The organism is Sphingopyxis macrogoltabida (assembly GCF_001307295.1).
In the GTDB taxonomy this organism is placed as follows: Bacteria; Pseudomonadota; Alphaproteobacteria; order Sphingomonadales; family Sphingomonadaceae; genus Sphingopyxis; species Sphingopyxis macrogoltabida_B.
Window position 1 is genome coordinate 125,424 of the sequence record NZ_CP012700.1, and the last position, 16,232, is coordinate 141,655.

Genomic DNA, 16,232 nt, shown 5'->3' on the forward strand with positions numbered 1-16,232 from the left:
GGACAAAACGACAGGGCGATGGGGGAAATGATGACAACAGCGACGCCGGTTCAGCCCATCATCGACGGCTTGGCCTTTCGCGCCTTTCACGCGCGGCTGCTTGCGCTGGTGGCGGCGGTCATCCTGCTCGACGGCTTCGATATCCAGCTTGCTGCCTTCGCGGCGCCCGCCATTCTCGCGGACTGGCGGATCGGTTCGGGCGCGCTCGCGCCGGTCATGGCCGCCTCGCTGGCCGGTATGGCGTTCGGGACGAGCATCGGCGGCTGGCTCGGCGACCGCTTCGGGCGGCGGCCGGCGCTGATCGGCGCGGTGCTCTGGTTCGGCGCCATGGCGATGCTGACCGCGCTGTGCACCGATGTCACCAGCTTCGCGGTCCTGCGCTTCATCACCGGGCTCGGGCTCGGCGCTGCGGTGCCCAATGCGACCGCGCTCGTCGCCGAATGGATGCCGCTGCGGGCACGCAACTATGCCGTCACCGTGATCTCGGTCGGGGTGCCGTGCGGCGGGATCGTCGGCGCCGCGATCGCGTCCTGGCTGATCCCGGCCTATGGCTGGCCGGCGGCCTTCGTGGTCGGTGGTGCGCTACCGCTGCTGCTCAGCCTCGCGATGCTGCGCGGCCTGCCCGAATCGCCGGTGCTGCTGGCGCGGCGCGGCGGCGCCGATGCGCAAATCGCGGCGATGATCGCCGCGGCCGGGGGTAGAGCGGAGGGCCCCTTCGCGCCGCCCCCCGCCATCGCGGCCGGCGGTCATCCTTTCGATCCCGCGCTGCGGCGAACGACGATCGGCATGGGGCTTGCCTTCTTTGCGGCGCTGATGGCGGTCTATGCGCTGTTGAGCTGGGTGCCCGTGCTGCTGTCGAGCGCCGGCTTCGCGATGGGCAGCGCGATCCGCGGCGCGATGATCCTCAACCTGTCGGGGGTCACGGCGTCCTTCGCGCTCACCTGGGTGATGCTGCGCATCGGCTCGCGCCGGACGATCGTCGCGACGGTGGCGGCGGGGATGGCGGCGCTGGCCCTGTGGAGCACGCTGCTGCACTGGCCCGGTGTCGCGCCGGGCATCGTGTTGGCCGGCCTTGCGCTGACCGGCGCCACGGTGCTGTCGCTACAGGTGTTGCTGCTGACGCTGTCGAGCCACGCCTTCCCGGTCGAATGCCGCTCGGCGGGGATCGGCTATTCGATCAGCTTCGGCCGGATCGGCGCGATCATCAGCGCCTTCGGTGCCGGGGTGCTGCTCGACCAGCCGGGCGGCACCTGGCTGTTCTTCGCAATGATCGCGGCGGCGCTCGTCCTACTCGCCGCCGGGGCCCTCATCGTCGACCGCCACCTTCCGGGGCGGCCGCGCGATTAATCGCGCGGCGGCCAGGGTTTCGCCGGCGCCTTGAACGACGGCTTGCCGATCAGCGACGACGTCAGCGCATAAAAGCCGTGGTTGGTGAACGCCCACAGGATGTTGCGATCATATTCGGCGAAGATGCCATAGGTCAGATTGCCCTGCGACTGGCCGCCGGTCTCGGCCTCGGTGGGGAAGCGCGGGACGAAATAGCCGGCGATCGACGGCTTGGTCGGGTCCTTGACGTCGAAAATCTGGACCCCGCCGTTATAGAAGGCATAGGCGACCACCCCGTCGCGGAACCGGCCGGGCTGGGTGAGATAGCCCGAGCGTTTCGGCCCGAAGCTGCCGCGGCGCTGGCAGAAATCGGTGAAGCCGGCATCGGCGGGCGGCACTGGGCGCGGGAATTTCGCCGCGATGCTGAGCTTTGCCGGATCGCGCGCGTCGACGACGAGGATATCCTTGTACGGCTCGTAACATTCGTCGTTCATCGGATAGCCGTTGGTGAAGATATAGCCCGTCCGCTCATATTGGCTGAGGTCGACATTATCGAACTCGGTGCCGGCGAATTTCGGCACCTGGTTGACGTGTCCGACGATCCTGATGTTCGCCGGATCGCTGACGTCGAGCGAATAGAGGCCGAGCCCCGCCATCGCGCCGAAGGCGATCTTGCCGCCCTCGCCGGGCGCCTTGGTCATGAAAGGCGGCATGCGCGACCCGAACCACGAGGTGCGGTTGCCGGCGCGCGGGTTCATCAGATAGGCGGCCTCATGCTCGGGATCGCCGAGGATCTGGCCGGGCGCCGCAAACTGGCTGACGAATTTCGGGTCCGCCGGGTCGCTCATGTCCCAGACCTGATAGCCGGGGGTGTAGATATAGTCGGCGAATTCGGTGAGCATGAAGCGGTCGTCGGGCGCGGTGGACAGGAACATATATTTGCCGCCCGTCCACGCCGGAATGTCGAGCGCCCCCGATCCCTGCTGCTCGCCGGGTTTGGCGTCGGGGTGGCGATAGTCGGTGGTGCGCTCGGCGACGAGCTGCCACTGGTCGGGCAGCGGGCCGTCCATCACATAGACGCGAAAGCCCTTGAGGCCTTTCCAGTGCTTGAGCGTCGCGACGCCTTCGGGTTCCCGATATTTCTCGTCCATGATGCCATAGCGCGGCACCTCGAACGCCTGCACCATCACATATTTGCGCAAGCCCTTGTGCCACGAGATATTCGCGGCGCCGAAGCCGTCGCCCTTCGCATAGGGATTGACGATGTCGGACTTGCCATAAGCGCCGACGCGCTGGCCGCGGCGATAGACGAGCTTCGCCTTACGCGGATCGGTGATGTCGAACACCCCCATGCCCGACCGGTAATAGACATACATGTACCGCTTGCCGCCGAAGTCGGCGATCGACTGCCAGGTGTGCCCGGTCGACGGAATGAAGTCGTAGAAGGCGATCTGCTCGACATTTTTGGCGTAGCTGTTCTGGTCCCAATGATCGAGCTGGCCGGGAAAGTTCGGCGCCTTGCGGACGAGCGGCGTCGCCTTGGGATGGATGAAACGTCCGGTCGCCGCGTCCATGCCATAATCCTTGCCCGGCACCGGCGGTGCGGGCTTGCGGTTGTAGGTGAGATTCCACCAGGCGCGGATATCGGGGTCGGGAATGTCGCTTTCGCCTGCGGTCAGCGGCGGTGTCTGCGGGGCGCTTGTCGCCGGTTCGTCGGCCAGCGACGGTGCCGCAACGCCCGCCAGCAGGAGGGCAAGGGCGCTGCCGAAGCCCAAGCGTGTGAGAAGATCGTGCCGCATTCAAGCCTCCCATATCGAAACCGCGATGCTTGTCGGCCGCCAAGCCATGCCGATCCAATATTCGATCTCCGGCGCGGTATAATCGTTCGGGGATAGCGTGCCGCTCGCCCACTCCGGCGGCACCTGTATAATCGAACTGGAATATAGGACGACCTATTATCTATTATATCGATATATAAAGAGGACTAGGTTCCGGCCGTTCAATCGTTCAGGCCGGCACGGGACCTTCCCATCAGAGGACAGGGCGCGTCCGGCCGCTGGGGAGGTAAGACATGCGAATGACCCGATATTGGCGCCGCGCCCTGCTTGCGACCGCTGCCGCCTGCGCGCTGCCCGGATCGGCGGGGGCGCAATCGGCGCCGGCCGACGCCGAAGGCTATGGCGACGAGATCGTCGTGACCGCGCGCAAGCGCGAGGAAAGCCTGCAGGACGTGCCGATTTCGGTGCAGGCGTTCGGCAGCGCGGCGCTCGAACGCGCGGGCATCAAGGATTTCTCCGAAATCGCCTACCGGGTCCCCGGCCTGAAGCTCAGCGCCGAGCGCGCGGTCGATACCGAACTGTTCATCCGCGGCATCGGCTCCGACATCCAGGGCGCGGGCGCCGATGGCGCGGTCGGCATCTTCCTCGACGGCGCCTATCTGTCGCGCGGCACCGGCTCGTTGCTCGACCTCTACGACCTCGAACGCGTCGAGGTGCTGAAAGGACCGCAGGCGCTGCGCTTCGGCAAGAGCGTCGTCGGCGGCCTCATCAACTGTGTCACCAAAAAGCCCGGCGACGAATTCGAGGGGCGCTTCGAGGCGACCTACGGCAATTACAACAAGCTCGACGTCGCCGCCTCGGTGCGCGGGCCGGTGTCCGACACGCTCGGCCTCGGGCTGACGGTCAGCTCGCGCAAGCACGACGGCTATGCGACCAACACGCGCGGCGGCGACGAGGAAGACCAGAATGTCCAGTCGGTGCGCGGCCAGCTTCGCTGGCAGCCCGACGCGACGCTCGATATCAACCTGTCGGCGGACTACACGCGGCACCGTGACGGCGCGCGCTGGGTCGATATCATCGTCCCCGGCAACAGCAACGAGGTGACCTACCTCGGCTTTTATGCGCCGCCGATCGACGGTTTGCCGGGTTTCGTCCTGCCCGATCGCAACGCCCCGTTCCGGAGCGCCGAGCGCCGCCGCGGCGCGCATAATTTCACCGGTTACCAGAATTCCGACATGTACGGGCTGAGCGGTTCGATCGATTGGCAGGCGACCGACGCGCTCAGCATCACCGCGCAGACGGCGTGGCGCGATTCGTCGCTGGCGGCGCGCGAGGACGGGTCGGGAATGTTCTTCGATTTCGCGATCGACCCGGCGACGAACACGCCCGACATCACGCCGGCGATGCTCGCCGGGATCGACACCTATCTCGCGAGCGTCCCCGACAGCTATTTCGACAGCGGCAAGGCAGAGGACGTCAGGCAATTCTCGCAGGAGCTGCGCCTGCGCTGGGACGATGGCGGCCCGCTTCGCGTCGAGGGCGGCGTCTATTATCTGCGTGAGAAGATCCGCCGCGCCGAGGATGTGAACTTCCTGTTCCCCGATTATCAGGCGATCGAGGAGTTCGCCTTTGCCATGGCTTTCGGGGGCACCCCGGCGACGCCGTTCCCCGGCTCCAACCACACGGTGACGACGTCGAAGAACGACAATATCGGCGTCTTCGGCGAACTCAGCTACAGCATCACCGACCGGCTGACGGTCGAAGCCGGGCTGCGCTACGCCTATGACCGCAAACTCTATTCGAACAACCGCTCGGGCGTATCGTTCGAGGGCGCGCCGGTGAATTTCACGGTCGGCGAAACGCGAAGCTGGGACGCCTGGCTGCCGAGCGCCACGCTGCGCTTCGAGCCGAGCGACGATGCGACGCTCTATGTCCGCTATGCGAAGGGGTACAAGCCCGGCGGCTGGACCGGCGAGGATGCGAACACCCCGGCCGAGGCGCTGGTGTCGTTCGAGCCCGAAACCGCGGACAGCTTCGAGGCCGGCGCCAAGCTGGCGTTCGCCAACCGGCGCATCTTCCTGAACGCCGCCGCCTATTACACCACCTACGACAATCTTCAGACCAACCAGTTCCTGTCGCCGGGGCCGGGGCTGCCGCCCGACAATTTCGTCTTCAACGCAGCGAACGGCACGCGTGCCTATGGCCTCGAACTCGATATGCAGGCGCGGCTCACCGATACGTTCAGCATCTCGGGCAATTATGCCTATTCGCGCTGCAACTTCACCGGCGAGTTGATCATCGACGACGACGGCACCGACCTCGACGGCAACACCTGCCGCCGCACCCCGAAGCACGCCTTCGGCATCGCCGCCAATCTCGACCAGCCGATCAGCGACAATCTGGTGCTCGTCGCGGGGAGCGATTTCCAATACACCGGCGCCAATTTCTTCGACAATCCGAACACGCCGATCCTGAAGTTCGATAGCGAAATCCTGCTGGGTGCCCGCATCGGCATCCGCGACGCCGACGACAAATGGGAATTGACGGCGTGGGCGAAGAATCTGACCAACGAGCTCAATTACACGAGCAAGCTCGAACTGTTCGGGACCATTTATGGCACCTATATTCCGCCGCGCACCTATGGCGTGACGGCGCGGTTCCGGTTCTGAGAAGGGAGTCGGCGATGAAAGGCATCGGCACATATCGGGCGGCAGGCGCGGCGCTGCTTGCGGCGTTGCTCTGGCCCGCGATGACCGCGGCCGCCGACTGGGGCAGCGACGTCGCCTCGCGCCCGATCGACATAAAGGATCCCTGGCTGAAGGCGTGGCAGGAGGCGACGCCCGAAAACCCGCCCAAGGATCCGGTGCCCGGCGTCGATTACGGGATGAATCCCGACGGCAGTTTCCGCCACCCCTCGTCGACCCGCCTCACCACCGACGTGCCGGGCTTCCCCGGCCAGCTCGATCACTGGGACCAGAATAGTTACGCCAAGAATGTCGAGGTCGTCGCCTTCTACCCGGCGGTGACCTCGCCCTGGCACGCATGGGCGAATGTCGTCGATTTCGATGGCCGGCGCTATCTCTACACCCACGACCGCGACTATCTGCGCATTCTCGACGTCACCGACCCGCGCGCGGCAAAGATCGTCTGGTCGAAAGGCGGGGTGTGGAGCGCCGAAGGGTCGAGCGAGGATTGGGATGCGGCGGCGGTCACCGACTATTTCGGCGGCGTCACCATCGCATGGAACGCGAAGCTGCAGCGCAATGTCCTGATCGCCTCCTACGAGATCGGGCGTTTCGGCCTGATGGAGGACAAGAGGCGCGAGCCCGACAAGGTCGCGGCGCAGCGCCACTATAATTCGCTCAAAGGGTTCAAGGTCTTTGTCATGAACGGGCCGACGCCCGACAAATGGGACCTGATTGCAACGCGCACGACCGACACCAAGCATCCCGACGCCCCGGTCGGCGAGCAGCAGGGATCGGGCGCGCTCGACGCGGTGACCTGGTGGGGCGGCAAATATATGCTGCTCTCGGCGGCGCCCGACGACAGCTACAGCCTGACCGAATATCCCGACTATCTCTATTCGCCCGGCTATCAGGTCTGGGACATGGCCGATCCGGCGAACCCGAAGTTCGTGTCGCAGATCAATGTGCCGGGGCAGGTGCTCGGCGACAAGGACAGCGAAGCGGCGTATCTCGCCAATCCGCGCGCCGGCAACCGGACGAGCTGGATGGGATCGCGCAACCCGATCGTGCTGACGAAGCCGGTCGAGCAGGGCGGCAAGATCGGCTTCGGCGGCATGGGCGGGCTGGGCTTCTATACCTTCGACCTCAGCGACCCGGCCGCGCCGAAAACGTTCGGTCATCTGAGCGTCCCGCCGAGCTATGCCGGGACCGAGTTCGATAATGTCGACGTCAGCCAGTACGACCGCACCGGCTTCGTCTTCTCAAACGGCTATCCGATGAACGAGAGCTGTTACGAGCCGTACAAGGATATTTTCTCGATCGACGTGCGCGACCCTGCGCATCCGAAGGTTGCGGCAAAATTCCCGCGGCCGAAACCGCCGGCGGGCGCGGGCTTCACCGATTTCTGCCAGCGGCGCGGCAGCTTCGGGCCGAAACGTTCGGGCGGGCTCGGCCAGCCCGAACGCGGACGGCAGGGGCTTGCCATTTATGCCTTCTACAACGCCGGCATCCAGATTTTCGACGTCAAGGACCCGGCGAAGCCCACGATCGCGGGCTATTTCGTCCCGCGCTTCCCGACGACAAAGGAGCTGCCGGGCTACACATTCGGCAATTCGACCTTCGCGGTCTACACCGAATATGACCGCAACATCATCTGGGCCTTTTCGGTAAACGGCGTCTACGCGTTGTCGAGCCCGCTGCTCGGCAAGCCGAACCTTGGCGCCCCTAGGACGATCTGGCCCGAACGACCCTAGAAAGCCCGTCGTCATCCCGGCGCAGGCCGGGATCTCGGCGGCGCGTCCACAATCAGAAGATGAGATCCCGGCCTGCGCCGGGATGACGGAAAAGGAAATCGACAATGCGCGCATGCCATATCGCGCTGGCGGGAGCATTGCTCCTCGCCGGATGCTCGAACGCACCCGCCGAAAAGACCGCGGGGAAACCCGCCGAAGCCGCCGGCGACAACATCCTCCACATCAGTTGGGGCGGGATTGCCGAGGCCGATGCGGGCGAGGCGAAACGGCATTGGTCGACCTGGGCGATCAACCTCGTCGACGGCGGGCCGGCCTATGGCTGGCTGTCGGACAAGGGGGTGACCCTGCCGCACGCGCTGAATTTCGAGCTCGCGGGCAATGGCAAGATCGCGGCGGTCGCGCTCGATAACCGCTTCGAGCCGGTGGTGCGCGAGGACGGGTCGATGTCGCAGACCGCCGAAGGATCGCCGGTGCGGCGTTTCGCGTTGCTCGGCTCGACCAAGGGGCCCGAGGGGCCGTATGAGACGCTCGTCGAGGGCGAGGCGAAGGCCGACGCGCAGACGGTGGTGAAATTGCCCAAGGAAGCCTCGGCGCGCTGGCTGCGGCTGCGTATCGACAGCAATTGGGCGGGCAAGGGGCAGACGCGCCTGTCGGACCTCGCGGTTCTCGGCACGCTCGAGCAGCGCGGCGGCGGCGCGATCGCGGATGCGGACGCCAGCCGCATCTATTCGCACGAATATGGCCCGATCGCGCTGCGGCAGCAGGGCACCGAGGTCTTCGGCTGCTACAACGACGGGCTCGGCACGCTGCGTGGGACGCTGTTCGGCCGCATCATGCGCCTCGCCTGGTTCTCGAAGGAAGAAGGCAGCATCGGTTCGGCGACGCTGGTCGCGGCGAACGGCAAGCTCTATGGCTTCTGGTATCGCCCCGAGGACAAGATGGGGAGCCCGTGGAATGCGGTGAGGGAGAGCGGCCTCGATGGCGCCGACCTCGGCAAGTGCCGCGCGGCGCTCTATCCGCCCGCCTGATTGCTGAGGATCTTATGACCAGCCCGAATTTCTCCGTTGCCGCGCCGAGTGTCGAAATCGCGGGGAGCGCCGGGCGCTTCCCGGTCCGCCGCATCTTCTGCGTCGGCCGCAACTATGCCGAGCATGCCCGCGAAATGGGCGGTTCGCCCGAGCGCGAGCCGCCCTTTTTCTTCACCAAGCCCGCCGACGCGGTCGTCGGCGGGACGGCGGATATCGCGATGCCGCCGCGGACCGCCAACCTGCATCACGAGATCGAGCTTGTCGTCGCGCTCGGCAGCGGCGGCCGCGACATGGCCGGGGACGCGGCGATCGCGGCGGTGTTCGGCTATGCGGTCGGCAACGACCTGACGCGCCGCGACCTGCAGGCCGAGGCGAAGGGCGCCGGGCGGCCGTGGGACATGGCGAAAGGCTTCGACCATAGCGCGGTCATTTCGCCGATCCGTCCCGCTGCCGAGGTCGGCCATCCGGCGAACGCGCGCATCTGGCTGTCGGTGGGCGGCGAATTGCGGCAGGAAGGCGACATCGCCGACATGATCTGGCCGGTCGCCGACATCATCGCCGAACTGTCGACCTATGTCGAACTGAAGCCCGGCGACCTCATCTACACCGGCACGCCGGCGGGCGTCGGCCGGATCGTGGCGGGCGATCTCGTCGAAGGCGGCATCGACGGCATCGGCACGATCGCCAACCGCTTCGTCTGACCGCGCTCTATAACAGATAGGGTATATCGGTACAGCCTTTCGGTATTATTTGTTTATGACGGAGGCGCCTAGGCCGGTCGGCAGAGGACGGCTCTCGCATGAAGGATCGCGCATGAAATCGACCAATGTTGCCCGCAACGTCGTGGGGGCGCTTCGCGACATGGGCGTGCGCCACGTCTTCGGCGTGCCGAGCGGCGGCTGGGTCGATTATATGGAGGCGATCCGCACCACCGACGGCATCGATTTCGTCCTCGCGAGCCATGAGGGCGGCGCGGGCTTCATGGCCGATATCTGCGGGCGGCTCACCGGCGTGCCCGGCGTCTGCTTCGGCACCTTCGGCCCCGGCGCGACGAACCTTGCGACCGGCGTCGGCGGCGCGACGCTCGACCGTTCGCCGATGATCGCGCTCACCGACGAAATGCCCGCATCATTGCGCGGCCGCACGGTGCAGATGGCGATCGACCATCAGGCGCTGTTCGCCCCGCTGACCAAGGCGACGATGCGGATCGAGGCCGATACGGCGGTTACGACGCTCGCCGAGGCGGCGCGCATCGCGCTCTCGGGCCGTCCCGGCGCGGTGCATGTCGGCCTGCCGCAGGGGATGAGCGCGGTCGCGGTCGCGGCAGCGGCTATCGGCGCCATTGCCGCCGACCCGGTTCCGGCGCCCGCCGCGGCCGATCTCGACGCGCTGACCGCGGCCTTCGCGGCCGCCGCGAAGCCCGTGCTCGCGATCGGCCTTGGCGCTGTTCACGCCCGCGTGCAGGATCGCATCGTCGCGCTCGCCGAGCGTTTCGGCCTGCCCGTGCTGCTGACCCCGATGGCCAAGGGCATGGTGGCCGAAGATCATCCGAGCTATGCCGGCGTCCTCTTCCACGCCCTCTCCGACCTGGTCGGCAAGACGCATGCCGAGGCCGATCTGGTCGTCGCGGTCGGTTACGATCCGATCGAGTTCAATTACGAAAGCTGGATGAAGGACGGGCTCGCGCTCGCCAGCATCGATATCGCGCCCGCCGACATCGACCGCGAGAAGCATCCGGTCGCCGCCGAGGTCGTCGGCGCGATCGCGCCCGCGCTCGATGCGCTGCTCGCGCTTCCCGCGGGGCCGAAGGGATGGGACCTCGCTGCGCTCGCGACACGCAAGGCGGCGATGTTCACCAAGCTCGCGGGGCGCGAGGGGCCTTTCGGTCCGTGCGCCGCGCTCGACGTGCTACGCGATGTGCTGCCCGATGACGGCATCATGACCTGCGACGTCGGCGCACACACGCATCTCATCGGCCAGCACTGGCGGACGCCGAAACCCGGCACGCAGATCATGACCAACGGCTGGTCGGCGATGGGCTTCGGCCTTCCCGCCGCGATCGCCGCGAAGCTCTGCCGCCCCGATACGCCGGTGTGCTGCGTGCTCGGCGACGGCGGCTTCCTGATGACTGCAGGCGAGCTGGCGACCGCGGTGCGCGAAAATCTGCCGCTGGTGATCGTCATCTTCACCGACAACGATCTCGCGCTGATCCGCATCAAGCAGGAAAAGAAGCAGAACCCGATCTATGGCACGCCCGTTCGCGCCGAAGGGACGATCGGCGGCCCGTCGCTGTTCGGCGTCCCGGTGACGGTCGCGCGCGATCCGGCCGAATTCCGCGCCGCGCTCGAGGCAGGTTTTGCGGCGGATGGCCCGGTGATCGTCGAGGCGCTGCTCGACAGCCGCGAATATGACGAGCTGGTGCTGCGCAAGGACAAGCCATGATGCACAGCGCGTTCGACAGCGGCCGGTCGCTGTTGATCGGCGGCCGCTGGGAAGCGGCCGAGCGGACGATGGAGGTCATAAACCCCTGGTCGGGCGAAGCGCTCGGCGCGGTCGCCTGTGCCGATGCCGGCCATGTCGCGCGCGCGGTGGCGAGCGCCGTGCGCGGCGCCGAAGCGATGCGCGCGCTGGCGACGGGCGAGCGTTCGCGCATCCTCCACGCCGCCGCAGCGGCGCTCGAGGGCGACGCCGAACGCTTCGCCGCCGCGATCACCGCCGAGACGGGCAAACCGATCCGCAGCGCGCGGCGCGAGGCCGCCCGCGCGGTCAACACGCTCCGCCTTTCCGCAGAGGAAGCGGTACGCCTTGCAGGCGAGACGATCGCCTTCGACAGCTTCCCCGGCGGCGAGGCGCGGTCGGGGCATTATATCTATGAACCCGTCGGCGTGATCGCCGCGATCACCCCGTTCAACGACCCGCTCAACCTCGTCTGCCACAAGCTCGGCCCCGCTTTTGCGGCGGGCAATGCGGTGGTGCTGAAGCCGGCCGAGCAGGCGCCGCTCGTCGCGATCATGCTCGCGCGGCTGCTGCTCGCGGTGGGTTTGCCCGCCGAGGCGCTGTGCCTGCTGACCGGGCGCGGCAGCGATTTCGGCGACGCGCTGACCGCGCATCCCGACGTGGCGATGGTCAGCTTCACCGGCGGCGCGAAGGTCGGCGAAGCGATCTGCCGCGCGGCGGGGATCAAGCGGCTCGCGATGGAACTTGGCGGCAACGGCCCGGTGATCGTGATGGGCGACGCCGATATCGAAAAGGCGGCGGCCGCCTGCGTTTCGGGCGCCTTCGGTGCCGCGGGCCAGAATTGCATCGGCGTCCAGCGCATTTACGTTCATGACGCCGTCCATGACGCCTTTGCCGATGCGCTGGTCGCGGTGACCGCCGCGCTGCGCGTCGGCGATCCGACGGACGGCGAAACCGACATCGGCCCGATGATCGGCGCCGCCGAGGCGCAGCGGATCACCGCTTGGACCGCCGAGGCGGTGTCGCGCGGCGCGACGCTCCTGACCGGCGGCGAGCGCGCGGGGACGCTGGTGCGCCCGACGCTGCTTGCCAATGTTGCCGATGACGCGCGCGTCGCATGCCACGAGGCATTCGGACCGGTGGTCAGCCTGTTCCGCTTCACCAATCTCGACGCTGCGATCGACGCCGCGAACCGCGCCGATTATGCGATCCACGCCGCGATCTTCACCGAATCGCTCCGCACCGCGCGCCATGCCGCGCGGCGGCTCCGCGTCGCGGGCGTGATGGTGAATGACTCGACCGACTACCGGCTCGACGCGATGCCGTTCGGCGGCGCGGGGCGGGGGAATATGGGGCGCGAGGGCGTGCGTTTCGCCGCGCGCGAAATGTCGCAGACGAAGGTAATATGCTTCCATGACGCTTGATACAGCAATGCTCGACCGCGCCGCCTGCGAGGCGATGGACCGCGCCGATCCGCTCGCGCCGCTGCGCGACCGCTTCGACCTGCCCGAAGGGATGATCTATCTCGACGGCAATTCGCTCGGCGCGATGCCGAAGGGGGCCGCGGCGCGTTCGCACGAGGTGGTGACGCGCGAATGGGGCACCGACCTGATCAAGAGCTGGAACAGCGCCGGCTGGTTCGACCTGCCGGTGCGCCTCGGCGACAAGCTCGCGCCGCTGGTCGGCGCCGCGCCGGGCGAGGTCGTGATCTGCGATTCGACGAGCCAGAACCTGTTCAAGGTTCTGTCCGCGGCGGCCGCGCTGCGCCCCGGCCGCAGCGTGCTGATCCTTGAGGGCAGCAATTTTCCGACCAACAATTATATCGCCGAGGGCGTCGCCGCGGCGACCGGCGGCCGCGTATCGGTGCGGCTGTGCGAGAAGGACGAGATCGCCGGCGCGATCGACGACGACACGATCGCAGCCGCGATCACCCATGTCCATTACAAGTCGGGCCATGTCCACGACATGGCGGCGATCACCGCCCGGGCGCACGAAGCCGGCGCGCTCGCGATCTGGGATCTCTGCCACAGCGCGGGGGCGATGCCGGTCGACCTGGGTGGCGCGGGCGCCGATTTCGCGGTCGGCTGCACCTACAAATATCTGAACGGCGGTCCCGGCTCGCCCGCCTTCCTGTTCGCGGCGAAGCGGCATCAGGGGCAGGCGCTGCAACCGGTCACCGGCTGGTGGGGCCATGCCGCGCCCTTCGCGTTCGAGCCGGGATACCGGCCGCAGCACGACATCCGCCAGTTCCTCATCGGCACGCAGCCGATCGTGTCGATGGCACTCGTCGAGACCGGGCTCGATATTCACCTCGCGGCCGACATGGACGCGATCCGCGCCAAGTCGATGGCGCTCACCGACCTCTTCATCCGCCTCGTCGAGGCGCGCTGCGCGGGACACGGCTTCACGCTCGCCTCGCCGCGCGACGCGGCGGCGCGCGGCAGCCAGGTGTCCTTCGCACATGCCGAGGGCTATCCGATCATGCGCGCGCTGATCGCGGCGGGCGTGATCGGCGATTTCCGCGCCCCCGACACGGTGCGCTTCGGCTTCACGCCGCTTTATACCGGCTATGCCGATGTGTGGGACGCGGTCGACCGGCTCGCCACGATCATGGACGGCGGCATCTGGAAATTGCCCGAGCATCAGGTCCGCGACGCGGTTACATAAGCGAGCGGCAAGGGGGACGATCATGGACGAACAGGCGTATCTCGATCGCGAGGCGGGGCTCGAACGCGGGCTGACCAAGGCGCAGATCATCATGATCGGCCTCGGCGGCGCGATCGGCACCGGCCTGTTCATGGGATCGGGCATCGCCATCGGCTATGCCGGGCCCGGCGTCCTCGTCAGCTATCTGATCGCCGCGCTGGTCGCGGTGATCATGGTGTTCAGCCTCTCCGAAATGGCGGTCGTCCACCCGACCGCGGGCTCGTTCGGCACCTATGCCGAAATCTACCTCGGCCCGATGATGGGCTTCATCGTGCGTTACACCTACTGGATCCAGCAGGTCCTGCTGATCGGCAGCGAGGCGGTCGCGGTCGGCATCTATATGCGCTGGTGGCTGCCCGATACACCGGTGTGGATGTGGGCGCTCGGCAGCGCGGCGACCGTCGTCTGGGTCAACACGCGCGCGGTGCACAATTTCGGTTCGGTCGAATATTGGCTGACGGTGATCAAGGTGTCGGCGATTGTCGCCTTCATCATTGTCGGTCTGAGCCGCATCTTCGGCATTGTGGGCGATCCGGTCGGCCTCCACAATGTCACCGGGCTGCCGGGCGGGTTCCTGCCGAACGGTTTTTCGGGCGTGTGGCTCGCGGTGCTGATGGCGCTGTTTTCGTTCATGGGGCTCGAATTCGTAGTCGGCACCGCCAGCGAGGCGAAGGATCCGAAGACCGCGATTCCCGCCGCGCTGCGCACGATGGCCGGCCGCCTGTTCCTCTTCTACATCCTCGCGCTGTTCATCATCGTCGCCTTCCTGCCGTGGACGCAGTCGGGGGCGAAGGTCGTCACCGAAAGCCCGTTCGTGAAGATGTTCGCGAGCGCGGGCATTCCCTATGCGGCAGGGGTGATGAATTTCGTCGTTGCCTCGGCGGCGCTGTCGGCGATGAACACCAGCATCTATCTGGGCTCGCGCATGCTCTTCTCGCTCGCGCGCGGCGGCTATGCGCCGCGGACGCTCGGCGAACTCAATGCGCAGCATGTGCCGATGCGCGCGACGATCGTCACCGGGATCGGCATCCTTGCCGCCGCGTCGGTGTCGATCCTGACCCCGCTCGCCTATAATTATCTCTTCGGCATCGTGCTGTTCGGCGGCCTCCTCGTGTGGAGCGCGATCCTCGTCAGCCACCTCCGCTTCCGCGCCCGCCACAAGGCGGCCGACCTGCCCGTCCGCATGCCTTTCTTCCCCTATGCGCAGTTACTGGGGCTGGCATTGCTCGCCGCGATCACGATCACCATGGCAATCGACGCCGACTGGCAGGTTGCGGTGTTCGCCGGCGGGCCGTGGCTCGTCCTGATCACGGCCGCCTATTTCGTCTGGCGGCGCGTGGCGCGGGGTTCGGCGGCTCAGGCCTGATCCTGCCCCAGCTCGGCGCGGATTTCGGCCGCGACCTCGCCGACCACCTCCATGAAATAGGCGGCGGCTGCCGACAGTTCGACATTGGCGTGCATCGTCGCGCCGATCCGCGAGCCTGCGCCCTCCAGTGTCACCGGCAAGGCAACCAGCCCGGCCTGGCTCAGCCCGACCTGATGCGGCATCGCGGCGAGCATGTCGGTATTCATCAGCAGCGCATGGTTGGTCAGGATCGACACCGATTCGATGACGTCGAGCGGCGGTTCGAGATCGTCGTGGCGAAAGGCCTGATCGATCTGGCGGCGGAGCGAGGTCTGGTTCGGCGGCATCACCCACGCCTGTTCGACCAGATCGGCGAGCGTCAGCGACGCGCGTTCGGTGAGCGGATGCCCCGCGCGCACCATGATCGACACGGTGTCGAGATAGAGCACCTCCTGCCGCAGCCCCTCGCGCTCGCGATATTCGGGCAGCCGCCCCAGCACGACGTCGATGTCGCCGGTGCGCAGCCCCGGCATCAGCCGGTCGATCGTCCCTTCGGCGACCGTCACCGCGATCCCCGGCCGCCGCTCGCGCAGCCGCGCCAGCGCGCGCGGCAGCAGCGAGGTCGAGGCGGCGAGCAGTGTTCCGACATGGACGCGCCCCGACAGCCCTTCCTCGAGCGACTGGAGTTCCTCGCTCGCGTGGCGAAGCTGCGCGAGGATCAGCTTGGCATGCTTGATCATCACCTTGCCGAAATCGGTCGGCGTCACGCCCCGCGACGAGCGTTCGAAAAGCTGGACGCCGAGTGCATCCTCGAGCTCCTTGATGCTCTTTGTCGCCGCCGGCTGCGCGATGTTGAGCGCCTGTGACCCCTTCAGCACCGTGCCCTCGTCGGCGATCGCGGTGAGCAGGCGAAGCTGGCGCAGCTTCAGGCGACTCAGCAGGAAATTCTCGTGAAACTTCGGCATGATAGACTCTCCACAGCCTTAGGCGTTCGGTACCGGCCCGCTCCCCACCCGGCCTCCCACACGATAGTAACCTATGGGAGGCCGGGTGGGGGAGCGGGCCGGTACCGGTTCCCGCCAGATATATCCTTTTTGTAATAGCTGGGGCAAGTCTCTGGATTATTGTTGATAGCTGCGCCTCGTTACTCAACC

At 66.9% G+C, this 16,232-nt stretch carries 11 protein-coding genes; 9 read left to right on the top strand and 2 right to left on the bottom strand.

All coding sequences use genetic code 11. From position 1 onward, the window contains the following. The first annotated feature begins 30 nt into the window (after positions 1 to 30). A complete protein-coding gene (locus AN936_RS00620; protein ID WP_158500024.1) occupies positions 31 to 1,347 on the top strand; it encodes an MFS transporter in 1,317 nt (438 codons plus the stop codon). On the opposite strand, the gene AN936_RS00625 is transcribed toward AN936_RS00620, so the two are convergent. After that, positions 1,344 to 3,125: a hypothetical protein gene (locus AN936_RS00625; protein WP_054586448.1), complete on the bottom strand. Its 1,782-nt coding sequence runs from the start codon at positions 3,123 to 3,125 to the stop codon at positions 1,344 to 1,346. The genes AN936_RS00620 and AN936_RS00625 overlap by 4 nt on opposite strands. A gap of 272 nt (positions 3,126 to 3,397) precedes the next feature. Between AN936_RS00625 and AN936_RS00630 the strand changes: the two genes are divergently transcribed. From AN936_RS00630 to AN936_RS00665, 8 genes are all read left to right on the top strand, one after another. Beyond that, positions 3,398 to 5,773 (top strand): TonB-dependent receptor, encoded by a 2,376-nt coding sequence (locus AN936_RS00630; RefSeq protein ID WP_084758088.1) that lies wholly within the window; start codon positions 3,398 to 3,400, stop codon positions 5,771 to 5,773. A gap of 14 nt (positions 5,774 to 5,787) precedes the next feature. Next, positions 5,788 to 7,542: a hypothetical protein gene (locus tag AN936_RS00635; RefSeq protein ID WP_054586450.1), complete on the top strand. Its 1,755-nt coding sequence runs from the start codon at positions 5,788 to 5,790 to the stop codon at positions 7,540 to 7,542. Between the two features lie 104 nt (positions 7,543 to 7,646). After that, positions 7,647 to 8,570: a hypothetical protein gene (locus AN936_RS00640; protein WP_054586451.1), complete on the top strand. Its 924-nt coding sequence runs from the start codon at positions 7,647 to 7,649 to the stop codon at positions 8,568 to 8,570. A 14-nt stretch (positions 8,571 to 8,584) separates the two neighbouring features. Next, complete coding sequence (locus tag AN936_RS00645) at positions 8,585 to 9,271, top strand: fumarylacetoacetate hydrolase family protein (protein ID WP_054586452.1); 687 nt, start codon at positions 8,585 to 8,587, stop codon at positions 9,269 to 9,271. Positions 9,272 to 9,383: 112 nt separating this feature from the next. Continuing rightward, positions 9,384 to 11,012, top strand: coding sequence for a thiamine pyrophosphate-binding protein (locus AN936_RS00650; RefSeq protein WP_054586453.1), 1,629 nt, complete (start codon positions 9,384 to 9,386; stop codon positions 11,010 to 11,012). After that, positions 11,009 to 12,451 (top strand): aldehyde dehydrogenase family protein, encoded by a 1,443-nt coding sequence (locus AN936_RS00655; RefSeq protein WP_234715696.1) that lies wholly within the window; start codon positions 11,009 to 11,011, stop codon positions 12,449 to 12,451. Before AN936_RS00650 ends, AN936_RS00655 begins: the two co-directional genes overlap by 4 nt. Further along, positions 12,441 to 13,694, top strand: a complete 1,254-nt coding sequence (gene kynU / locus AN936_RS00660; RefSeq protein ID WP_084758089.1) for a kynureninase — start codon at positions 12,441 to 12,443, stop codon at positions 13,692 to 13,694. The genes AN936_RS00655 and kynU overlap by 11 nt, the downstream gene beginning before the upstream one ends. 22 nt (positions 13,695 to 13,716) lie before the next feature. Further along, positions 13,717 to 15,099 (top strand): amino acid permease, encoded by a 1,383-nt coding sequence (locus tag AN936_RS00665; protein ID WP_054586456.1) that lies wholly within the window; start codon positions 13,717 to 13,719, stop codon positions 15,097 to 15,099. Here AN936_RS00665 and AN936_RS00670 read toward each other — a convergent pair. Then, positions 15,090 to 16,043, bottom strand: coding sequence for a LysR family transcriptional regulator (locus AN936_RS00670; RefSeq protein ID WP_054586457.1), 954 nt, complete (start codon positions 16,041 to 16,043; stop codon positions 15,090 to 15,092). The two genes, AN936_RS00665 and AN936_RS00670, sit on opposite strands and share 10 nt — an antisense overlap. Between the last annotated feature and the right edge of the window lie 189 nt (positions 16,044 to 16,232).